This is a genomic window from Kitasatospora sp. NPDC056273, assembly GCF_042268845.1.
In the GTDB taxonomy this organism is placed as follows: Bacteria; Actinomycetota; Actinomycetes; order Streptomycetales; family Streptomycetaceae; genus Kitasatospora.
On sequence record NZ_JBHJSJ010000040.1, the window covers coordinates 47,832 to 69,258 of the forward strand.

At 73.3% G+C, this 21,427-nt stretch carries 21 protein-coding genes and 1 riboswitch; of the genes, 9 read left to right on the forward strand and 12 right to left on the reverse strand.

What is annotated here, in order from left to right; genetic code table 11:
• Nucleotides 1-57: 57 nt before the first annotated feature.
• Nucleotides 58-507: a DUF5994 family protein gene (locus ACFCY1_RS29015; RefSeq protein ID WP_375876529.1), complete on the reverse strand. Its 450-nt coding sequence runs from the start codon at nucleotides 505-507 to the stop codon at nucleotides 58-60.
• Between the two features lie 307 nt (nucleotides 508-814).
• On the opposite strand from ACFCY1_RS29015, the gene ACFCY1_RS29020 reads away from it, so the two are divergent.
• A complete protein-coding gene (locus ACFCY1_RS29020; protein WP_147409134.1) occupies nucleotides 815-1,255 on the forward strand; it encodes a CBS domain-containing protein in 441 nt (146 codons plus the stop codon).
• Nucleotides 1,256-1,270: 15 nt separating this feature from the next.
• Here ACFCY1_RS29020 and ACFCY1_RS29025 read toward each other — a convergent pair whose 3' ends face one another.
• On the reverse strand, nucleotides 1,271-2,068 hold the full coding sequence (locus tag ACFCY1_RS29025) for a helix-turn-helix domain-containing protein (protein WP_375876530.1): 798 nt from the start codon (nucleotides 2,066-2,068) through the stop codon (nucleotides 1,271-1,273).
• A 113-nt stretch (nucleotides 2,069-2,181) separates the two neighbouring features.
• Here ACFCY1_RS29025 and ACFCY1_RS29030 point away from each other — a divergent pair, with 113 nt between their 5' ends.
• Together ACFCY1_RS29030 and ACFCY1_RS29035 are read left to right on the forward strand one after the other, a co-directional pair.
• Entirely contained in the window at nucleotides 2,182-2,538 is a 357-nt protein-coding gene (locus ACFCY1_RS29030; RefSeq protein ID WP_375876531.1) for a VOC family protein, read from the forward strand.
• 17 nt (nucleotides 2,539-2,555) lie between these two features.
• Nucleotides 2,556-2,987, forward strand: a complete 432-nt coding sequence (locus tag ACFCY1_RS29035) for an SRPBCC family protein (RefSeq protein ID WP_074001975.1) — start codon at nucleotides 2,556-2,558, stop codon at nucleotides 2,985-2,987.
• 58 nt (nucleotides 2,988-3,045) lie between these two features.
• On the opposite strand, the gene thiC is transcribed toward ACFCY1_RS29035, so the two are convergent.
• The gene (gene thiC, locus ACFCY1_RS29040) at nucleotides 3,046-4,860 is read right to left on the reverse strand and encodes a phosphomethylpyrimidine synthase ThiC (RefSeq protein WP_375876532.1); all 1,815 of its coding nucleotides are present in this window, start codon (nucleotides 4,858-4,860) and stop codon (nucleotides 3,046-3,048) included.
• Nucleotides 4,855-4,989: riboswitch (TPP riboswitch) on the reverse strand. Its footprint overlaps the gene before it by 6 nt.
• Before the next feature lie 238 nt (nucleotides 4,990-5,227).
• Here thiC and ACFCY1_RS29045 point away from each other — a divergent pair.
• Nucleotides 5,228-7,723 carry a PKD domain-containing protein gene (locus tag ACFCY1_RS29045; RefSeq protein WP_375876533.1) on the forward strand — a complete coding sequence of 832 codons (2,496 nt, stop codon included), beginning with the start codon at nucleotides 5,228-5,230 and terminating at the stop codon, nucleotides 7,721-7,723.
• An 87-nt stretch (nucleotides 7,724-7,810) separates the two neighbouring features.
• Here ACFCY1_RS29045 and ACFCY1_RS29050 read toward each other — a convergent pair whose 3' ends face one another.
• Entirely contained in the window at nucleotides 7,811-8,011 is a 201-nt protein-coding gene (locus ACFCY1_RS29050; protein ID WP_049653234.1) for a DUF5326 family protein, read from the reverse strand.
• A 262-nt stretch (nucleotides 8,012-8,273) separates the two neighbouring features.
• Here ACFCY1_RS29050 and ACFCY1_RS29055 point away from each other — a divergent pair, with 262 nt between their 5' ends.
• A complete protein-coding gene (locus ACFCY1_RS29055) occupies nucleotides 8,274-9,575 on the forward strand; it encodes a hypothetical protein (protein WP_375876534.1) in 1,302 nt (433 codons plus the stop codon).
• 196 nt (nucleotides 9,576-9,771) lie between these two features.
• Nucleotides 9,772-11,073, forward strand: a complete 1,302-nt coding sequence (locus tag ACFCY1_RS29060; protein WP_375876535.1) for a hypothetical protein — start codon at nucleotides 9,772-9,774, stop codon at nucleotides 11,071-11,073.
• Between the two features lie 70 nt (nucleotides 11,074-11,143).
• Here the strand turns inward: ACFCY1_RS29060 and tenA are convergent, their stop codons facing one another.
• Nucleotides 11,144-11,815: a thiaminase II gene (gene tenA, locus ACFCY1_RS29065; protein WP_049653239.1), complete on the reverse strand. Its 672-nt coding sequence runs from the start codon at nucleotides 11,813-11,815 to the stop codon at nucleotides 11,144-11,146.
• 163 nt (nucleotides 11,816-11,978) lie between these two features.
• On the opposite strand from tenA, the gene ACFCY1_RS29070 reads away from it, so the two are divergent.
• Complete coding sequence (locus ACFCY1_RS29070; RefSeq protein ID WP_049653241.1) at nucleotides 11,979-12,359, forward strand: phage holin family protein; 381 nt, start codon at nucleotides 11,979-11,981, stop codon at nucleotides 12,357-12,359.
• A gap of 96 nt (nucleotides 12,360-12,455) precedes the next feature.
• Here the strand turns inward: ACFCY1_RS29070 and ACFCY1_RS29075 are convergent, their stop codons facing one another.
• Nucleotides 12,456-12,881, reverse strand: a complete 426-nt coding sequence (locus tag ACFCY1_RS29075; RefSeq protein WP_049653243.1) for an SsgA family sporulation/cell division regulator — start codon at nucleotides 12,879-12,881, stop codon at nucleotides 12,456-12,458.
• 197 nt (nucleotides 12,882-13,078) lie between these two features.
• On the reverse strand, nucleotides 13,079-13,972 hold the full coding sequence (locus ACFCY1_RS29080) for an IclR family transcriptional regulator (protein WP_375876536.1): 894 nt from the start codon (nucleotides 13,970-13,972) through the stop codon (nucleotides 13,079-13,081).
• Between the two features lie 238 nt (nucleotides 13,973-14,210).
• On the opposite strand from ACFCY1_RS29080, the gene ACFCY1_RS29085 reads away from it, so the two are divergent.
• Entirely contained in the window at nucleotides 14,211-14,753 is a 543-nt protein-coding gene (locus tag ACFCY1_RS29085; RefSeq protein WP_049653246.1) for an NUDIX domain-containing protein, read from the forward strand.
• Here the strand turns inward: ACFCY1_RS29085 and ACFCY1_RS29090 are convergent, their stop codons facing one another.
• From ACFCY1_RS29090 to pdhA, 4 genes are all read right to left on the reverse strand, one after another.
• Entirely contained in the window at nucleotides 14,754-16,241 is a 1,488-nt protein-coding gene (locus ACFCY1_RS29090; RefSeq protein WP_375876537.1) for a globin domain-containing protein, read from the reverse strand. It abuts the gene before it with no gap.
• 378 nt (nucleotides 16,242-16,619) lie between these two features.
• Nucleotides 16,620-17,939 carry a dihydrolipoamide acetyltransferase family protein gene (locus tag ACFCY1_RS29095; RefSeq protein WP_375876549.1) on the reverse strand — a complete coding sequence of 440 codons (1,320 nt, stop codon included), beginning with the start codon at nucleotides 17,937-17,939 and terminating at the stop codon, nucleotides 16,620-16,622.
• Nucleotides 17,939-18,907, reverse strand: coding sequence for an alpha-ketoacid dehydrogenase subunit beta (locus ACFCY1_RS29100; protein ID WP_049652802.1), 969 nt, complete (start codon nucleotides 18,905-18,907; stop codon nucleotides 17,939-17,941). Before ACFCY1_RS29100 ends, ACFCY1_RS29095 begins: the two co-directional genes overlap by 1 nt.
• Before the next feature lie 77 nt (nucleotides 18,908-18,984).
• Nucleotides 18,985-20,127: a pyruvate dehydrogenase (acetyl-transferring) E1 component subunit alpha gene (gene pdhA / locus ACFCY1_RS29105; protein ID WP_049652804.1), complete on the reverse strand. Its 1,143-nt coding sequence runs from the start codon at nucleotides 20,125-20,127 to the stop codon at nucleotides 18,985-18,987.
• Nucleotides 20,128-20,276: 149 nt separating this feature from the next.
• On the opposite strand from pdhA, the gene ACFCY1_RS29110 reads away from it, so the two are divergent.
• Entirely contained in the window at nucleotides 20,277-20,738 is a 462-nt protein-coding gene (locus ACFCY1_RS29110) for an Lrp/AsnC family transcriptional regulator (protein WP_049652805.1), read from the forward strand.
• A gap of 48 nt (nucleotides 20,739-20,786) precedes the next feature.
• On the opposite strand, the gene ACFCY1_RS29115 is transcribed toward ACFCY1_RS29110, so the two are convergent.
• Nucleotides 20,787-21,371: a TetR/AcrR family transcriptional regulator gene (locus tag ACFCY1_RS29115; RefSeq protein ID WP_375876538.1), complete on the reverse strand. Its 585-nt coding sequence runs from the start codon at nucleotides 21,369-21,371 to the stop codon at nucleotides 20,787-20,789.
• Nucleotides 21,372-21,427 lie beyond the last annotated feature (56 nt).

Here is a 21,427-nt window from a genome sequence, read left to right on the forward strand (position 1 = left end):
GACCCGGAGCCGGTGCCCGCTGCCCGCTGCCCGCTGCCCGCGCAGCGCCGACGGCCGTCAGCCGAGCAGGAGTTCCGCCGCCGGGGTGTGGTTCCCGGTCGCGGAGGCGCCGGCCATCGCCGAGGCGGCCGTCGTCGGGTCGGTGCCGGGCGGCACCACCAGCAGCAGGAAGTGGTCCTGGAGGCCCCGGGTGACGCTGATCGTCGCGTCGCTGCCCGGGAACCAGTTGATCCTGATCATCAGGCCGTTCGCCATCACGGACCGGGGCACACCGTCCCACGCCGAGGTGTCGAGGCCGACCCGGAGGATGCGCCCGAAGTGGGCGCCGAGCGCGGTGATCAGGTCCGGCAGTTCGGTGCTGACCTGATTCGAGCGGGGCCACCAGGCCCCGTCGAAGACACCCTCCCGCGACTGCGTCGGCTCCAGCTCCAGGCGCGGCAGCAGCGGCGCACCGGGCACCGTCCACGGCCCGGTGGGTGAAGGGTTGGGGAGGGGGATCGGCATCATCTGAGGCCGCCCGTCCGGTCCACGAGGGACCCGTCATGACCCAGGGCGACGTCGACGCTGATGCCGGTGTGCGGAATGTCCTTGGCTGCCTCCCACGCTACTCCGCCACGGCCTCCCCCGGGCCGCCCGCCGCCCCGCTCTCCGCCCCGTCCCGCGCACCGCCCGCCGCCCCGTCCGCCCGGGGAGTAGCCTCGGAGACATCCAGGGCAACCCGCATTCCGGTCCCGTTCCGGCTTCGTTCTGGGTGAAGGACAGCCCGGCAGGCCCCGCTCCGGCGGGCGGCCGGAGACGGGAAGCGGTGAACGCCGTGACCACTCACTCGCCCCAGCCCGCACGACCCGGCCACGGCCTCACGGTCGCCGACGCCATGGACCCCTGCGACTACCAGATAGCCGACGACAGCACCGTCGACCAGGCCGACGACGTCCTCCGCGGCGCCCACCTCGACTACCTGCTCGTCCGCGGCCACGACGGCCGCTGCGAGGGGCTGGTCACCCGCACCGGACTCCATCCGTTCCTCACCCGCTCCTGGTACGCCGAGCGGACCGCGATCAGCTCGACCACCCACCAGCGCGGCCCGTTCGCCTGGCCGACCATGGGCCTGGCCCTGGCCGCGATCGCCATGCGGATCAAGCACCTCGCGGTCTGGCCCGTCGTCGACGAGGACGGCTACATCCTCGGCGCGCTGACCGCGGACCGCGCCGCCGGCCTGCTCGCCCCCGACCTGGTCGTCACCGTGCCCGCGTGACCCCGCCCCGCCGGCTCATGACGGGCCCGGGCCCGGGGCGAGCAGCCGGCGCAGTGCCGTGGGTGTGTGCCCCACGTGCTCGCGGACGACGCGGGTCAGGTGCGCCTGGTCGGCGAAGCCGAGCTGGGCCGCCAGGGCGGCGAGGCCGGGTTCGCCCTCGACGATCCGGTCCATGGCCCGGGTGACGCGTACGCGGTTGCGGTAGCGGGTCAGCGAGACGCCCGTCTCCCTGGAGAACACCCGGCTCAGCCGGTAGGGCGACACCTCCAGCAGCGCGGCCAGCGCGCAGAGCCCACCGGCCTCCGGGGCCTCCTCGATGATCGCCTCGCGCGCCGCCGCGGCCAGCGCCCGGTCGGCCGGCCGGCCTGCCCGCCGGGCGCGGGCGGTCGGCTCACCGGCCGCGGCCGCGACGAGGCGGAGCAGTTCCTCCGCCAGCGCGTAGTCGATGTCGCCGGTGCCCGCGGCGGCGACCAGACGGCGGTGGGCGAGGTCGACGCGCGCGTCGACGTACACCGTCGTCGCGGCGGGCGGGCGCCCGAGCAGGGAGGGCTCGAACCTGACCGACGTGCAGACGTCGCCGCCGGCCGGGTGCGCGAAGCGCTCCTGCTCGCCGGGCGCGCCCAGGTAGGCCGTGGTCGCGTCCAGATCGGTGTCGGTGCCGTCGGCCGACCGCCGGAACCTGCCGCGTCGCACCAGCACCAGGCGGTGGTCGTCGCGGCTCTCCGGCTGCGACCATCGGGTGTGGTCGGAGCGGCACCCCACCACGGTCACGGTGAACTCCGGCCGGGCGGCGAGGGTCGATGCGGACAGCATGCCGCGGACGGTACCCGCCGGGTACGACAGGACGGCCCGCAAGGATCTTCAAGACCTCCGGTGCCGTCACCCCGGATGCTGGGGCCCACGTGACGACAGGAAGGGAGCCATCCATGGCCGTCCACGCGGAGCTCACCGCGATCACCATCGACTGCGCCGACCCCCGGGCCCTCGCCGGGTTCTACCGCCAGGTCACCGGCTGGGACCTCGGCCAGGCCGACGACGACTTCGTCCAACTCGGCGCGGGGCCGGTCCGGTTGGCCTTCCAGCGGGTCGCCGGCTACCGGGGCCCCGGCTGGCCCGACGCCGCGAAGCACGCCCACCTCGACTTCACGGTCGCCGATCCCGAGGCCGCGGTGAAGGAACTGCTCGCGGCGGGGGCGAGCAGGCCGGAGTTCCAGCCCGGCGAAGGCGATTGGACCGTTCTCGCCGACCCCGAGGGCCACCTGTTCTGCATCGCTTCGGCCTGATGAGGAGTCGACCACCCATGGCCTCGATCCACAAGGAACTCGTCATCGACGCCCGCCCCGAGGCGGTGTGGTCGGTGCTCAGCGACTACGGCGCGGTGCACGAGCGGCTGGCGCCCGGGTTCGTCACCGACACCGTGCTGAGCTCGGACACGCGCACCGTCACCTTCGCCGACGGCACGATCGTGCTCGAACGGCTCGTCGACCTCGACCACGAGGCGATGCGGGTCGCCTACACGGTCGTCGGCGGCAGCCTCCACCCGTCCCACCACCACGCGTCCATGCAGGCCCTTCCGGAGGCCGGCGGCCGGACGAGGTTCGTGTGGCACACCGACGTCCTGCCCGAGGCCCTGGCCGCACCGATCGCCGAGTCCGTCGAGCACGGTTCGGCGGTGATCCGCCGCACGCTGGAGGCCGCCGCACCGGTCGCCGGCCCCGACGCCGGGAGGTAGCGGAGGACCGCGAAAGCGCCGCCCCGAGCTGATCGGGGCGGCGCTCCGGCGTCCCGGGTCAGTCCACCAGCGGGAGGTAGACCTTGTTGCCCTGGGCCGCGAACTCGGCGGACTTCTCGGCCATGCCGGCCAGCGCCTCGGCGTCGAACTCGCTGGAGACGGCGGTGGATCCGTCGCCGTGCTCGTCGCGGATCTTCTGGGAGATCTTCATCGAGCAGAACTTCGGGCCGCACATCGAGCAGAAGTGCGCGGTCTTGGCGGGCTCGGCGGGGAGGGTCTCGTCGTGGAAGTCGCGGGCGGTCTCCGGGTCGAGGGCCAGGTTGAACTGGTCCTCCCAGCGGAACTCGAAGCGGGCGTCGGAGAGGGCGTCGTCCCAGGCCTGGGCGCCGGGGTGGCCCTTGGCCAGGTCGGCGGCGTGGGCGGCGATCTTGTAGGTGATCACGCCGGTCTTGACGTCGTCCCGGTTGGGCAGGCCCAGGTGCTCCTTGGGGGTCACGTAGCAGAGCATCGCGGTGCCCCACCAGGCGATCATCGCGGCGCCGATGCCCGAGGTGATGTGGTCGTAGCCGGGGGCGACGTCCGTGGTCAGCGGGCCGAGGGTGTAGAACGGCGCCTCGTCGCAGATCTCCTTCTGGAGATCCATGTTCTCCCGGATCTTGTTCATCGGGACGTGGCCCGGGCCCTCGATCATCACCTGGACGTCCCGCTCGCGGGCGATCCGGCCGAGCTCGCCGAGGGTCTTCAGCTCGGCGAACTGCGCCTCGTCGTTGGCGTCCGCGATCGAGCCCGGACGCAGGCCGTCACCGAGCGAGAAGGTGACGTCGTAGGAGGCGAGGATGGAGCAGAGCTCCTCGAAGTTGGTGTAGAGGAAGTTCTCCTGGTGGTGGGCCAGGCACCAGGCCGCCATGATCGAGCCGCCGCGCGAGACGATGCCGGTCTTGCGGCGCGCGGTGAGCGGGACGTAGCGCAGCAGCACGCCGGCGTGGACGGTCATGTAGTCGACGCCCTGCTCGCACTGCTCGACGATGGTGTCCCGGTACACCTCCCAACTCAGCTCCTCGGCGCGGCCGTCCACCTTCTCCAGGGCCTGGTACAGCGGCACGGTGCCGATCGGCACGGGGGAGTTGCGCAGGATCCACTCACGGGTGGTGTGGATGTTGCGGCCGGTGGAGAGGTCCATGACGGTGTCGGCGCCCCAGCGGGTGGCCCAGGTCATCTTCTCCACCTCCTCCTCGATCGAGGAGGTGACGGCCGAGTTGCCGATGTTGGCGTTGATCTTCACCAGGAAGTTGGTGCCGATGACGGCCGGCTCCACCTCGGGGTGGTTCACGTTGACCGGGATGACGGCCCGGCCGCGGGCCACCTCGGCCCGCACGAACTCGGGCGCCAGGCCCTCGCGCAGCGCCACGAACTCCATCTCCGGCGTCACCACGCCCCGCTTGGCGTAGGCGAGTTGGGTGACGGCGGCACCACCGCGGCCGCGCAGCGGACGGCGCGGGCGGCCGGGGAAGACGGCGTCCAGGTTGCGCAGGTTCCCGCCGCGCGGCGAGGTGTGCTTGATCCCGTCGTCCTCGGGGCGCGACTCGCGGCCGTCGTACTCCTCGACGTCGCCGCGCTGGCGGATCCAGGGGTCCCGCAGCGCGGGCAGGCCGCGCCGCACGTCGGGCTCGTACGACGGGTCGGTGTACGGGCCGGAGGTGTCGTACAGCGGGACGGTCCCGCCGTTGGTGAGCCGCACCTCGCGGTACGGGACGCGCAGGTCGGGGCGCGATCCCTCGCGGTAGGCCTTGTGCCAGGCCGGGGTCGGGTAGCCGGTGCGCTCGCTGCTGGGGGCGCTCCGGACAGACTGCGGCTGTGCTTCGAACGTGGTCATCTGACCTCTACTCCCTACGCCGGCATTACCCGGTCAGGTTCCTGCGGTCGACGCAGCCGTCGGTCCGTCCGTCGACGTCCCGGTCAGCGTCCTCTCAGCCCGGTGCTCCGAGCTCCCGCGTCGCAGGCGGTGTTGCCTGCACACGACGCCCAACACCGTAGCGAGCGGATCGCCGCAGGTCCAGAGCGCCTCACGGGCCGGCGGCGGGTCCGCTTCGACGGCACCCCGGTGGCCGAAAGTGTCCGAACGCACCCTCATAATGCTCACGAATGCTCCGCAGGCACTCCACCGGGTCGCGCACGGCCCCTCCGTGCGGGCGACCGGCCCGGGGTGTCGCGGCTCTGACGATTCTTGGGGGAAGTACTCCGTGCGCATCCGTCACGCGGCCGGCCTGAGCGCCGCCGTGGTCTCCGCCGTGGTGGGCCTGCCACTGCCCGCGGTGGCGGCCGAACCGGCCGCAGTCCTGTACGTCGAAGGCTCCAACTCCGCCTGCTCGAACAGCGGTCCGGGCACCCGGGCGGTTCCGTTCTGCACCGTCCAGGCCGCCGCCGACCAGGTGCTGCCGGGCCAGACCGTGGAGGTCGCGTCGGGCACCTACGCCGAGGACCTGACCGTCCGGCGCTCCGGCGAGCCCGGCAGGCCGATCACCTTCCGCGGCGCCGGCCGCCTCGCCCTGAAGAAGACCCTTCCGGTCATCGCCGGTCCGCAGAAGCAGGCGGTGAGGATTTCCGGCCAGCACGACGTCGTCTTCTCCGGCTTCGACGTGACCCACTTCGAACTCGACGGGGTCAGCCGGGTCGAGCTCTCCGGAAACCTGATCGAGCAGCCGAACGGCGACGTCCTCCGGCCGGCCGTCAACGTCACCGGCGCCAGCGACCACGTCCGGGTCGAGCGCTCGATCGTCAGTCTGGCCAGCGGCGGCGTGAAGGTCGGGCCGGGCATCTCCGGGACAGTGATCGCCGGCAACGACTTCAACTCCACGTTCGGGTCGGCCGTGTCGCTGACCGACGCGCCGAACACCGTCATCACCCACAACACGGTGCGGTTCCAGTGGTCGGTGTCGACCGCCTTCGACCTGGCCGGCGCGTCCCACCACGCGACGATCACGAACAACCTCGCCGACATGTCCGTCGTCCGGGTGTCGGCCGGCTCGACCGAGGGCACCGTCCTCGACTACAACACCATCCAGCCCCCCGGGCTCGGCCACATCCCCACCTACGAGTGGGGTGGCACCAAGTACCAGTGGGCCGAGAACCTGAAGGCCGCGACCGGCCAGGGCGGCCACGACCTCAACGTCAGCGTGCAGTTCGACCCCGACCTGTGGGGGTACTCGATGCCGGTGGCCGCCCTCGGCTGGCTGCCCAACGGCGTGATCGACTCCGCCGGCCCCGAGGTGCCCGGCATCTCGGCCGTCGACCTGCTCGGCCACAGCGCGACGGACCACCCGGACGTCCCCAACACCGGCCCGAACGGCGGTTTCCGCGACCGCGGCGCGTACGAGGTCGTCGGCTCCTTCAAGACCGACCTCAAGGTGACCCCGGAGACCGGCTCCGACCCGCTGGCCGTCACGGTCGATGCCAACCCCGTCGTCCCGTCGCGGATCACCGACTACTCCTACGACTTCGGCGACGGCACCACCGCGTCGGGGCCGAACCGCCCCACCGTGCGCCACGTGTACGCCAAGCCCGGCGACTACCGGGTGCAGCTCACGACCACCGACGAGTTCGGCGCCAGCCGGACGGATGTGCAGTGGAGGAAGGTCGACTACACCCCGGCCGGCTACACCGCGATCGCGCCGACCCGCATCCTGGACTCCCGCCAGCCCGGCGGCCGCTACCCGCGGCTCGGCCCCGGCGAGACCATCGACCTGGACCTGCGCAACCGCGTCTCCGGCTCGGCCGGCACCCTGGTGCCCCCGGGCGCCACGGCCGTCGTGCTCAACCTGACCGCCACCGAGGGCACCGCCGACAGCCACCTGGACGTCTACCCGTCCGCCGCCGCCCGGCCGACCACCTCCAACGTGAACTTCGGCCCCGGCCAGGACGTCGCCAACCTGGTGACCGTGCCGATCGGCCCGGACGGCAGGGTGGTGGTGCGCAACAACGCGGGCTACGTGCACACCGTCGCCGACGTCCTCGGCTACTTCACGGCCGGCAGCCCCGACCGCTTCACCTCCGTCGCCCCGGCCCGGCTGCTCGACACCCGCTCCGACGCCACCCCGCTGACCGGAGGCACCCCCCGACGGCTCCAGGTGGCCGGCGCCGGCGGCGTCCCGGCGGGCGCCACCTCGGCGGTGCTCAACGTGACCGCCACCGAGTCCGCCTCGGCGGGCTTCGTCACCGTCTACCCCGGCGGAACCCAGCGCCCCGCGGCCGGTTCCAACCTCAACACCGCCCCGGGCCGGAACATCCCCAACCAGGTGGTGGTCCCGCTGGGCGCGGACGGCAGCGTCGAGCTCTTCACCAACGCCTCCAGTTCGCACCTCGTGGTCGACGTCTTCGGCTACTACGGCCCGGACGGCAAGGGCCTGTTCACCCCGGTCCCCCCGACCCGTCTGCTGGACTCGCGGGGCAACGTCACCTTCACCCCGTTCTCCACCCAGCAGGTCCGGGGCGTGCCCTCCGGCGCGACCGCCGCGGTGGTCAACCTGACGGCGACCGGCACCACCGGGGCCACCCACCTCACCGCGTGGGCGTCCGGGACGCCCCAGCCCGACACCAGCAACCTGAACGCCAGCCCGGGGCTGGACGTCTCCAACCACACCACCGTCCCGGTCGACGACGGAGGCCGGTTCGACATCGCCAACCACGCCGGCACCACCCAGGTCATCGCCGACCTCTTCGGCTACTACCGCAACCAGTAGCAGCACTCCGGACACCGGAGAACGCCAGAGGCCCGGCTCCCCGTCTCGCGGGGGGCCGGGCCTCAGGGCGGCGGTCGGGGCGGCCGGTCAGCTCTTGGCCGCCTTCTTCACCAGGACCACCACGGCGGCCGCGATGCCGACCACCACCAGCAGCTTGATCACGATCGAGAGCAGTGCGCCGACGACGCCGAACACGAAGGCGACGATGTTCCAGGCCAGCACCAGGACCAGCACCGGGATGACGATGTTGCGCACCCAGGAGGGCAGCGACTTCCAGAGCTCAGCCATGTCGGTTCCTCTTCTCCCCTCGGGTCGGCCGCCGTCCGGTGCCGCATCCCGCTTGCTTTCGGTACTTCGATCGTACGGTGGCGCGAGTGCCGGAACGAGGCCCAACGGCCCGGAGAGAACCCCGAGATCCCCCCGATCCCGACCCCCCGGGTGACCCCCGAGAATTCCTCCGACGCGGCACAACCCCCGGCCTTCCGGAACGTCCTATCTAGTGCCGGGACCATGCCCTCCCGGCGCCGTCTACCAGGGGGGAACCCGACCCATGCGGGCCAGCACAGCCATGTCCACCGCCGTTCTCGCGGCGCTCAGCCTCACCGTCGCGGCCCTCGCCGCGGTGCCCGCGACCGCCGCCCCGGCGGCCGCCACCGCTGCCGCCGACACAGCCCCCGGCACCACCGCACCGGCCGGATTCGTCGGGATGGCCCCGAAGCGCGTCCTGGACACCCGCGACTCCAACCAGGTCCCGGAGACCCGCACCGCGCGGCCGCTCCAGGAGGGCCAGTACTTCTCCACCCCGATCGCGACCGGCTGCCACAGCCACCCCCCGCAGGAGTGCTACGGCGTCGTCCCGGCCGACGCCACGGCCGTGGTGGTCAACGTGACCGTGACCGACCCGACCGCCGACAGCTTCGTGACGGTCAGCGGCACCCCCGGCACTCCGGGCACCAAGCCCGCCACCTCCAGCATCAACTTCAGGGCCGGCCAGACCATCTCCAACCTGGTCACGGTCGCGACCGGCCCGGTCAACCGCTTCGTCCCGTGGCTCACCCTGTACAACAACGCGGGCACCGCCCACGTGGTGCTCGACGTGGTCGGCTACTACACCCCCACGGCGACCGACAAGTACGGCCCGCTGACCCCCACCCGGATCGCCGACAGCCGTGACGACGGCACCGCCGGCCGGCTCCGCGGCGACGAGATGCGCTCGTACCTGGTCGCCAGCCCCGAGCTGGGGACCGCGGACGCCACCTCGGTGATCCTCAACGTCACCGCGACGGAGGGCACCTGGGACAGCTTCCTGACCGCGTACCCGACCGGGACGATCCGGCCCACCAACGGCTCGAACGTCAACTTCCCGGCGGGCACGACGGTTTCGAACCGCGTCGTGGTGCCGGTCGGGCCCGACGGGAGGATCAACCTCTACAACCACGCCGGCTGGGTGCACGTCATCGTCGACGTCGTCGGCTACTACGGACCGTCCGGAAAGGGCCTGTTCAGCGCGCTCAAGAACCCGGTGCGGGCCTTGGACACCCGGAACGGCTACTCGGTGGCCACCGGGTCGACCGTGCAGGTCCAGGCCGTCCCCACCGACGGCTCCGTGCCGAACGCCATGGGGGTCGAGACGAACGTGACGGCCACCAACGTCCTCGCGGACGGCCACCTCACCGTCTTCCCCGGGCCCGGCCAGGCGCCGAACACCTCCACCCTCAACGTGAGGGCGGCGCGGGACACCTCCAACTCGGCGACCACCGCGGTGACCCCCGAGGGCAGGTTCTCCGTCTTCAACCACGGGTTCGGACTGGACCTCATCGCCGACGTGAACGGCTACTACGTCACCGGCTGAGCCGGCCACGATCCCGCCCGGCCCGCCGGCCCCGGAGCACCCGGGTCGGCGGGCCGGGCGGGGCCCGGGACGAACGGCGTCCGGGCACCCCGCCGGGAATTCCGCCGGAGGGGCACAACCCCGGGCGGCCCGATGCGTCCAACCAGTACTGGAAGCAAGCCCGTCCAGCACCGTCGACCCCCGGGGGGATCCGATCATGCGGGCCAGAACAGCCATGTCCCTCGCCGCCCTGGCGGCGCTCGTCCTCACCGCCCCGGCCCTCGCCGCCGTCCCGGCGACCGCCGCACCCGCCGCCTCGCCGGCCACGGCCGCGGCAGCCGGAACCACCACGCCGGCGGGCTTCGTCGGGATCGCCCCGACCCGGGTCCTGGACACCCGCGACTACAACCAGGTCCCGACGCACGACCACGGCAAACTCGGAGCGGGCGAGTACTACCGGACTCCGCTGGCGACGGTCTGCGGCCACCACCCGCCGTTCCCCTGCACCTCCCCCGTGCCGACGGAGAGCACGGCCGTGCTGGTCAACGTCACGGTGACCAACCCGACCGCCGACGGCTACGTGTCGCTCAGTTCCGCCGCGGGCGCGGCCGGCACCGCGCCCGCCACCTCCAGCATCAACTTCAGGGCGGGCCAGACCGTCTCGAACCTGGTCACGGTCGCCGTCGGCGACCTGTGGAGCTCCGGATACACCCGGACGGTCACCCTCTACAACAACGCGGGCACCACCGACGTGGTGCTCGACGTGGTCGGCTACTACACCCCCACCGCGACCGACAAGTACGGCCCGCTGGCCCCGACCCGGATCGCCGACAGCCGCAGCGACGGCACCGGCCGGCTCGGCGGCGACGCGGTGCGCACGTACCAGGTCGCCCGCCCCGAGCTGGGGACCGCGGACGCCACCTCGGTGATCCTCAACATCACCGCGACCGACGGCTCCTGGGACAGCTTCCTGACCGCCTACCCGACCGGGACGGCCCGGCCCGTCAACGGCTCGAACGTCAACTTCCCGGTGGGGTCGACCGTCGCGAACCAGGTCGTGGTGCCGGTCGGGGCGGACGGGAAGATCGACCTCTACAACCGCGCCGGCTGGGTACACGTCATCGTCGATGTGGTCGGCTCCTACGGACCGTCCGGAAAGGGCCTGTTCAGCGCGCTCAAGACCCCGGTCCGGAACCTCGACACCCGGGACATCGGCGGCAGGCTCCAACGGGGAGCCACGGCGACCGTCCGGGCCGTACCGACGGACGGCTCCGTCCCGAACGTCCTGGGCGTCGAGGCCAACGTCACGATCACCGACGTCACCGAGGCCGGCCACCTCACGGTGTTCCCGGGCGGGGGCCAGCCGCCGAACACCTCCACCGTCAACGTCGAACCCGGGCAGACCATCGCCAACTCGGCGACCACCGGGGTCACCGGCGGGGGCACCTACTCGGTCTTCGACCACGGCGGCCCGGTGAGCGTCGTCGCCGACCTGACCGGCTACTTCGTCACCGGCTGACCCGCACCCGCCCGCGGTCCCGCACGTCGTCCGGACGCTCCGGACGACGTGCGGGCGCCGCCCGGACGGCTCAGACCGGCCAGCGCTCGCCGCGCCAGGCGGCGTCCCAGAACATCCACTCGTAGCGCGAGGTGGTCACGAAGTGCCCGACCACCTTCCGGCGTTCGGCCGCGGACAGCTCCTCGCCCAGCCGGTCGGTGAGCGCCAGCACCCGGCGGACCACCGACTGGAAGGCCTCGTCGCCGTAGGTGGAGATCCACTTGGCGTACAGCGGGTCGGGCGAGCCCTGGGCGAGCAGCGCCTCGCCGACCCTGGCGTAGATCCAGTAGCAGGGCAGCACCGCGCCGAGCGCCTCGGCGAAGGAGCCGCCGTAGACGGTGGCCAGCAGGTAGCTGGTGTAGGCCCGGGTGGTGGGCAGCACCGGCTCGGCGGCGGCCTCCTCGGCGCTGCCGCCGAAGGCGGTCAGGAACTCGGCGTGCATGCCCTGCTCGGCGGCCAGCGCGCCGACCGCGTCGTCGGCGAAGGCCCGGACATCCTCCTCGCCGGGCGCCTTGGCGGCGCAGACGGCGAGCGCGCGGGCGTAGTCGCGCAGGTAGTGCGAGTCCTGGACGACGAAGTGGCGGAAGGCCTCGCGCGGCAGGGTGCCGTCGGTGAGCCCGGCCAGGAAGGGGTGGGCGAGGATCTCGGCGTACACCGGCTCGATGGCCGCCCAGAGTTCTTCGGTCAGCGTCTTGGTGCTCATGACGCGACCCTAACCGCCGGGGCGGCCGGTCCTCCGGCCAGTGTGCCGCTGTCCGCCCTCGTCCCCGGGCCCGTCCGTCCACCTCCCGGACCAGGGGCATTCAGCACGACCCCGCCGTGTGGTGGTTCCGCCGGGAGGGTGGTTCCTGTCAGGCTTGGGCGGCATGAAGGGTTTCCTCATCAAGACACTGATCAACGCGGCGGCCATCTGGGTCGCCGCCTGGATCGTCAGCGGCATCCAACTCGCCCAGGGCAAGGCCGACTGGCAGCACAAGGCGCTGACGGTGCTCGGCGTCGCCGTCGTGTTCGGCGTGGTGAACTGGCTGATCAAGCCGGTGGTCAAGCTGTTCTCGTTCCCGCTGTTCATCCTCACGCTGGGACTGATCACCTTCGTGATCAACGCCCTGATGCTCCTGCTCACCTCCTGGGCCTCCGGGAAGCTGAGCCTGGACTTCCACGTGACCAACTTCGGCTCGGCGCTGGTCGGTTCACTGATCATCAGCCTGGTCGCGTGGGGCCTGCACCTGGCCCTGGACGACGACTGACCGGTGCCGTGCGGACGGCCGAAAGGGGCCCGCACCCGGGTGTTGCCACCGGGTACGGGCCCCTTCGCCGTTCCTGTGCGACCGCGGCCGGGGCGATCACCCCGCGTTCTCACGCCCCTTGAGCAGGTCCGCGAGCTGGGCGTCGATGTCCCGCCCGGAGAACTCCTGCCCCATCGGCACCAGCCTGTCGGTCCGCGCCAGGAAGGCGATCAGCGGCGCGGACGAGGCGCACAGCAGGGCGTCCCCGTCGGGGGAGTGCAGCACGATGCGGACCTCCGAGAGCTCGTCGCCGACCGGGCGGATGTGCACGTCGCCCTCGCCCGCCGGTCCGCTGATCCCGTCGAGCAGCAGCTCCCGCGCGAAGTACCAGGTGACCGGGGCGTCGCCGGGCAGGTGGAAGGTGAGCCGGACGGCGTACGGGTCGTCGGCCTCGTACGCCAGGTCCACCGGGAGGCGGAAGGAGAGCTCGTGCGAGACCACGAGGTTCATCACCAGGTGACCCTGGACTGTGCTGTGCTGCATGGCGCCAGTACCTCTCGTTCTGCCCGCGCCGTCGGTTCGCTTGGTCCGATGGCGGCGGACATGTTTTCGACGGTTTTTGTGACGGTTTATGCAACCAATCCACGTTCGATCATCATCGTCCATGTTTGGGGATGTAGTGGACAAGGCGTGCTTTTTCAAATGGTGAACGAGCCGGAGCAGGTCCAGACCAAGTGGTGTCAGAAGATGAACGACGGACTCATCGCCCCGACCCCGCGCCGCAGTTGGCACGCGACGGAGACCAGCCGGTCGGCCCGCTCGACCGGGAGCGACAGGGCCATCGTGGCGACCACCGGGCCGATGGTGATCGGGACGGCCGCGCAGACCGTGCCGAGCGCGTACTCCTGACGCTCCAGCACCGGCATGGTCGGCCGCAGCGAGGCGAGCCGGCGCAGCACCGCGGTCTCGCCGGTGAGGGTCGACGGGGTGAGCCCGGCCGGCGGGTGGCGGGCGAGGTGGTCGCGGCGCTCCTCCTCGGGCAGCTGGCCGAGCAGGCACTGGCCGATGGCGTGCGCGTGGGCGGTGGCCCGGAAGTCCGCCCAGGGCTCGACGGCCGGGCGGTTCGGGTCCTCGGCCACGTCCACCACGTGGACCTCGCCGTCCCGGTACAGCGCGAAGTAGACCGCGGCGCCGAGCTCGTCCCGTAAGGACCGCATCCGCGTCCGCAGGTCGGGGTCGCCGCACCGGCCGCGGGAGCGGGCTATGCCGTCGAGCGCCTCCCCGTGGAAGAAGCGCCCCTCGGAGCGCCGCAGGTAGCCCTCGTGGGCCAGGGTCCGCAGCAGGTGGTAGGCCGTGCCGAGGGGCAGTTCGGCGGCCCGGGCCAGCTGCTTGGCGGTCGCGCCGCGCCGGAAGCCCCCGACGGCCTCCAGCAGCCGCAGCGCCCGCTGGACGGAGCCGATCAGGGTGGGCCCGCGGTCCGCCTCGGGCGGCCGCGGCGCGGCGGGCCCGGCCTCCCGCGCGGGCCCGAGCGGTCGTGCCGCCTCGAACGGTTGCTCTCCGAACGGGTGCTCCCCGAACGGTCGTGCTGTCTCGAACGGTTGCGTCTTCTCGAACGGCTGTGCGATCCGATCCATGACACCCAACCCCCAGCCCGAGTCCCTCGTACAGGTCCGTGCCCAGAACGGGCATGCGGAACGAAACCTCCGATTTGCCCGATAGCTGCTCATTGCAGCACAGCGGGACCCCGAACGGATGCACCCGACCGGGTCGGCGTTTCGACCCGTTCCCGGCGTGTTTCGACCCGTTCCCCGGGTTTCGTTCCTCCCCCGGCGCGGGAGACTTCCGCACAACGCGCCAGTCCCGGAGGTGGCCATGGGCCCCGAGAACCGCACCGCGCCACCGCGCCCGGTCGTGAAGCGCACCGCGCGGGCGATCCTGCTGGAGCTGGACCCGGACGATCCGTACGGCCCGGCCTCGATCGTGCTGATCCGGCGGGTCCGGCCGGACTCGCCGCACCCGTACTGGATCACGCCCGGCGGCGGGGTCGAGCGGGAGGACCGGACGGTGGTCGAGGCGCTGCACCGCGAGGTGGACGAGGAGCTCGGCGGCAAGGTCGTGGACGTGGTGCCCGCCTTCGTCGACACCATCAGCCACACCCACCATGACGACGGCACCCCGCTGCACCCGCACGGGGTCAAGGTGCAGCACTTCTTCGTCTGCCGGCTCGCCTCGATGGACCTCGACCGACGGCACGGGCCCGAGGTGACCGACCCCAACGGCGAGTACGAGGTGGTCCGGCTGCCGTTCACCCGCGAGGGCGTCACCTCGGTCAACGTGGTCCCGCCCCGGCTGCGGGCGTACCTGGCGGCCAACATCGAGGGCATCCGCGCGCTCCTCGCCCCCGACCTCGGGTGATCACACGGCGGCCGGGTCGCCGACCGGGTCGTGCCGGATCAGCTCGGCCGGGACCCCGGCCCGCAGCAGCACCCCGACGCCCCGGCGCACCATCGCCGGCGGCCCGCTGAGCACCGCCTCGCGGCCGGTCCACGGGCCGAACCGGCCCACCGCATCGGGCAGTTCGCCGGTCAGCAGCCCGCCGGCCAACAGTTCGCCGCCCAGCGGGCCCCCGGCGTGGCCGCCGCCGGAGAGCACCGGACGGACCGTCAACCAGGGGTGGCGAGCGGCCAGTTCGCGCAGCCCGTCCAGCGCGTACAGCTCCTCGGCCCGGCGGGCACCGTAGAACACCTCGACCCGGTGGCCGGACGCACCGTGCTCGGCGGCCTCCTCGACCAGGGCGCGGATCGGCGCGATCCCGGTGCCGCCGCCGAGGCAGAGCAGGTCCCGGCCGGCCGCGTGGTCCACGGTCATCGCGCCGGCCGCCGGGCCGAGCCGCAGCACGTCCCCGGGCGCGGCCCGGTGGACCAGCGCGTTGCTCACCCAGCCCGCCTGGACGGCCTTGACGTGGAAGGTCAGCAGCCCGTCCGGGCGGGGCGCGCCGGCGAAGGAGTAGTGCCGCCAGACCCGCGGCCACCAGGGCGTCTCCAGCGCGGTGTACTGCCCGGCCCGGAACGGGTAGGCCTGGTCCGGCCGGACGGTGACCACCGCGACGTCCCGGGTGCGGCGCTCGTGCCGGACGATCTCGCCCTGCCACCAGGCCGGCGAGGTGCGGGCGTCCTCCTCGGCGGCCTCGATCATGGCCGAGGAGATCATCCGGTAGGCGCGGCGCCAGGCCGACTCGGCCTCGGCGTCCCAGCGGTCGCCCGCGTACCGGGCGAGCGTTCCCACCAGGCACTCCTCCACCACGGCGTAGTGCCCGGCCAGCGCGCCGTACCGGCGGTGGGACCGGCCGAGCCCGGCCAGCGTGGCGCGCAGGGCCGCCGGCCGGTCGAGCTCGCGGACCACGGCCAGCAGGGTGCGGAACAGCCGCTCGCGGTGGACGTCCATGGCGGCGGGGAAGGACGAGCGGAGCTCGGGGTGGCGCAGGAAGAGCAGCGCGAAGAAGTGCGCGGTGGCCCGGTCGGCGACCGGCTCGACGGCGGCGAGGCCGGCCCGGACCAGCCCGACCTCCCGGGCGGTGAGCGGCCGGCGGGCGGTGGCCTGGTCCTGCCCGGCGGCGGGGAGCGCGGCGGCGGGCTGCCCGGCGGGGGCCCGTACGCCCCAGGCGTCGCTCCACCGGTCGCCCGGGCCGACCCGGTTGAGGCCGGGAGCGTCGGCGAACAGCGGGCGGAAGTCGGCGGCGGGGGCGGGAGCGGGAGCCGGGGCGTGGACGTGGACGTGGGCCGGAGCCGGGACGAACGGCGGTTGCGGCGGCCGGACGGGCTCCAGCAGTGACACCGGCGGCAGCACCTCCGTCGGCGCCTCCGCCGCCACCAGCGGCGGCAGGTCCGGCGGGGCCACGGGCATCGGCGGGGCCAGGGGCGCAGGCGGCCGGGCGACCGCCTCCCGCGACGGGCCCCCGTCGGGCGCGGACTGCCGCAGGCCCGGGACGGACGAGACCCCCGCCGAGCCGTGCCCGGTACGGACCAGGACTGTTCCGCGGGACTTCACCGCTACGTTTCGAGTACCCAAGAGAATCGTTTCGCCCTCCGGCCGGCCTGCGCCACCACCTGGCTTGTCGCTACTGGCGCCAAGGCAGCGTGGCACGGCCCGACCGACCGACCGACGAATCACGCGAAGCCCGGACATCCGGGCCCGGAACGCGCTACTCTCCCCACCCCCGGTCGCCCCGGGTGTCCGTCCGCACACCCAGGGCAACCGGAGAGCCGGGCTCGACGGCGGTCCTCAGAGCTGCCGCAGCAGCATCCCCGGCTGCTCCACACAGTCCGCGACGAACCGCAGGAAGCCGCCCGCCGTCCCGCCGTCGCAGACCCGGTGGTCGAAGGTGAACGACAGCTGGGTCACCTCGCGGACCGCCAACTCCCCCTGGTGGACCCAGGGTTTGGCGACGATCCGACCGACCCCGAGCATCGCCGCCTCCGGGTGGTTGAGGATCGGGGTCGAGCCGTCCACGCCGAACACCCCGTAGTTGTTCAACGTGAAGGTGCCGCCGGTCAGTTCGGCCGGGGTGAGCGCGCCGCTGCGCGCCGCCTCGGTCAACCGGCCCAGCTCCTCGCCGAGTTGCCCGGTGCTGCGGTTCTGCGCGTCCCGCACCACCGGGACGACCAGTCCGCGCTCGCCCTGCGCGGCGAAGCCCAGGTGCACCGCCGAGTGCCGGACGATGCCCGAACCGTCCCCGGTCACCGAGGAGTTCAGCTCCGGGAAGCGCGCCAGGGCGACGGTGCAGATCCGCGCCAGCAGCGCCAGCACGCTCACCTTCGGCCCCGGCGCGGCGTTCAACTGCCGCCGCAGCGCCATGAGTTCGGTGGCGTCGGCGTCCACCCAGCAGGTCGCCGCCGGGATCTCCCGGTGGCTGCGGCTCAGCTTCTCGGCCACCGCCTTGCGCAGCCCGCGCAGCGGGACCACGCCGTCCTGCCCGGCGGGCCCGGCCGGCGCCGGAGCGGTCACCGTGGCCGCGACCGCCCGTTCGACGTCCGCGCGCATGATCAGTCCGTCCGGCCCGCTCCCGGTGAGCGCGGCCAGGTCGACCCCCTGCTCCCGGGCCAGCCGCCGCACCAGCGGCGAGATCACCGGCACCACCGCCGGCCCGGCCGGGACGACCGGAGCCCGCACGGCCACGGCACCGGCGGCGACCACGGCCGAGGCCGGTGCCCCGACCCGGCGCCGCCGCCCGCCCCGGCCCGGCTCGGCGACCCCGAACCCGACCAACGGCCGCTCCACCTCGGCAGACCCGGAGGCAGCGGCAGGCGCAGCGGCAGAGCCCGGCCCCGCCGCATCCTCCGGCCCGCTCCCCGCCGCCGGCGCCACCGCGACCGTCACCAGCGGCGCGCCCACGGCGATCTCCTCGCCCACGTCGCCGTACCGCGCGGTGACCACCCCGCCGTACGGGCAGGGCACCTCCACCACGGCCTTGGCGGTCTCCACCTCCACCACCGGCTGGTCGACCGCGATCACCTCGCCGACCTCGACCATCCAGCGCACCACCTCGGCCCCGGTGAGCCCCTCACCGAGGTCGGGCAGCCGGAACTCCCGTACGACGGGCATCATCCTCGGTCCTCCCACTGCAGCCGGGCGACCGCGTCCAGGATCCGGTCCACCCCGGGCAGGTGGTGGTGCTCCAGCATCGGCGGCGGGTACGGGACGTCGAAGCCGGTGACCCGCAGCACGGGCGCGGCCAGGTGGTGGAAGCAGCGCTCGGTGACCCGGGCGGCGATCTCCGCGCCGGTGCCGCCGAAGCCGCTCGCCTCGTGCACCACCACGGCCCGGCCGAGCGAGCGCACCACCCGGCAGACCGTCTCGTCGTCGAACGGCACCAGGGTGCGCAGGTCCAGCACCGCGAGGTCCCAGCCCTCGGCCTGCGCCGCCTCCGCCGCCGCCAGGCAGACCGGCAGCGAGGGGCCGTAGGTGATCAGCACGGCGGAGGTGCCGGTGCGCCGCAGCACCGCCCGGCCGATCGGCTCGACCGGTGCGTCCGGGTCGAACTCGGCCTTGCCCCAGTAGAGCCGCTTGGGCTCCAGGAACACCACCGGGTCGTCGGAGGCGATCGAGGCGCGCAGCAGCCCGTACGCGTCGGCCACCGTCCCCGGGGTGACCACGTGCAGGCCGGGGGTGCTGGTGTAGTAGGCCTCGGAGGCGTCGCTGTGGTGCTCGACGCCGCCGATGCCCCCGCCGTACGGGATGCGGACGGTGATCGGCAGCGGGAGCCGGCCCGCCGTGCGGTTGCGCATCTTGGCGACGTGCGAGAACAGCTGCTCCAGCGCCGGGTAGGCGAAGGCGTCGAACTGCATCTCGACGACCGGGCGCAGCCCGTACATCGCCATGCCGATCGCGGTGCCGAGGATGCCGGCCTCGGCCAGCGGGGTGTCCAGGCAGCGCTCCGGTCCGAACTCGGCGGTGAGCCCGTCGGTGATCCGGAAGACCCCGCCGAGCGCGCCGACGTCCTCGCCGAGCACGTGCACCGCCGGGTCCTCGCGCATGGCGTCCCGCAGCGCGGAGTTGAGCGCCTGCGCCATCGAGGCGGTACGGACATCAGAGGGGCGCCGCGCAGAGGCTCCGCCAAGGGTGGGGGTGGGCGACGGGTGGGCCGTGCTCATCGGTCCGCCACCTCCGCCTCGGCGGCCAGCTCGGCGGCCAACTGGGCGGCCTGCTCGCGCAGTTGCGGGGTCGGCTCGGCGTAGACATGGGCGAACAGCGACATCGGGTCCAGCTCCGGGTCGGTGTGGAACTCCGCCCGCATCCGGGCCGCCAGCGCCTCCGCCTCGTCGGCCGCCTCCCGCACCAGGCGGTCGTCCAGCACGCCGAGTCCGCGCAGCGCCCGCTCCATCAGCAGGATCGGGTCGTGCTCGCGCCAGGCGGCCACCTCGGGCTCGGTGCGGTAGCGGGTGGCGTCGTCGGCGTTGGTGTGGGCGTCGATCCGGTAGGTCAGCGCCTCGACCAGGGTCGGGCCGCCGCCGGCCCGGGCCCGCTCGACCGCCTCGGTCAGCACCGAGTGCACGGCGGGCGCGTCGTTGCCGTCCACCAGCCGGCCCGGCATCCCGTAGCCGACGGCCTTGTGGGCCAGGCTCGGCGCGGCGGACTGCGCACTGAGCGGCACGGAGATCGCGTAGCCGTTGTTCTGCACCAGGAAGACCACCGGGGCGTCCAGCACGGCCGCGAAGTTCAGCGCCTCGTGGAAGTCGCCCTCGCTGGTGCCGCCGTCGCCGAGCATCGCCAGCGCGACCACCGGCTCGCCGCGCAGCCGGGCGGCGTGCGCCAGCCCGACGGCGTGCGGGGCCTGGGTGGCGAGCGGGGTGCAGAGCGGGGCGGTGCGGCTGGCCCGCGGGTCGTAGCCGGTGTGGGCGCTGCCGCGCAGCAGGGTCAGCGCCTCCAGCGGGTCGACGCCCCGGGAGACCACGGCGAGGGTGTCGCGGTAGCTGGGGAAGAGCCAGTCGTGCTCGCCGAGCACCAGCGCGGCGGCGACCTGGCAGGCCTCCTGGCCGGTGGACGCCGGGTAGACGGCGAGCCGGCCCTGCTTGGTCAGGGTGGTGGCCTGCTGGTTGTACCGGCGGCCGACGACCAGGCGGCGGTACAGCTCGCGCAGCAGGGCGGGGTCGTACTTCTCCAGCGCGGGGGTGCCGATCGCCCGGACGGGGGAGGGGTCCGGGAGGAGGGGTGCCGGATCGGTGCGCGGGGCGGTGGCCCCGGGCAGCCAGCCGGGTACACCCGCGTGGTGTCTGTGGTCGAGAACGGTCATCTCGGGGCACCTCCAGGGGTTGCGGGGGCTCCCTACCGATTGTTCGGTCGTCTGTTCATCTTGACCAGAAGCGTGACAAGGTGGTGGACATTCGGCCTGTACGGCGGTCGACTGGTGGCAGTGCGTCCAATCGGTGGGGGTGGGGGGTCATGTCGGCTGAACAGATGTCCAGACTCGACCGGGTCGACCGGTCGATCCTGCGGCTGCTGCAGCAGGACGGTCGCGCCTCCATCCGCTCGGTGGCCGAGCGGGTGCACGTGTCCCGGGCCAACGCGTACGCCCGGATCTCCAGGATGGTCGAGGACGGCATCATCCGCGGCTTCACCGCCAGGGTGGACCACGAACGGGCCGGTCAGGCCGCATCGGCGTACGTCACCCTGAAAATCGTCCAGAACTCCTGGCGGACGGTGCGCGAGCAGCTGCTGGAGCTGCCCGGGGTGGCACACATCGCGCTGGTCGGCGGGGACTTCGACGTCCTGCTGCTGGTGCACACCGCCGACAACAAGGCCCTGCGGGAGCTGGTGCTGGGCAGCATCCAGTCCATCCCGCAGGTGCTCGGCACCCGCACCATGCTGGTCTTCGAGGAGACCGACCAGGTGCCGCCGCTCTGAGGAGGGCTCCGCCTCGAGGGCGGGGCCCGGACCCGGGGGAAGGACCGGTCAGCGCGCCCGCAGCCCGTCGAAGGCCAGGTGGACCACCGCGTCCGCGACCCCGTCGGCGGCCTTGAGCCCCGGCCGGTACCACTCCACGATCGAGTTGATCATCCCGAACAGCAGCCGGGTGGCCAGCCGCGGCTCCACGTCCGCGCGCAGCGCGCCGTCCGCGACCGCCGCCCGCAGCAGCTCGGCGACCTGGTGGTCGAAGTCCCGCCGGCGCTCCAGCGCCCACTGCTCGGTGGCCGTGTTGCCGCGCACCCGCAGCAGCAGCGTCACGTACGGCAGCTCGTCCAGCAGCACCTCGGCGGTGCGGCGCACCACGTGCTCCAGCCGCTCCACCGCCGGGCCCGCGACCGCCGCGGGCTCGGCCAGGATCGCGAACAGCCCGTCCAGTGCCCGGCCGACCGCCAGCCGCAGCAGCTCCTCCTTGCCGCGCACGTGGTGGTAGATGGAGGACTTGGAGATCCCGGCCGCCCGGGACAGGTCCTCCATCGAGGTGCCGTCGTAGCCGCGCTCGTTGAACACGTCGACGGTCACCGCGAGCAGTGACTCCACGGTGTAGGCGGTGCGCGTGGTGTGATCGGCCATCCTCCGAGTATCCCCGGCCGTCACCCCCGTCACGCGAGCGGGTCCGACTGGTCCAC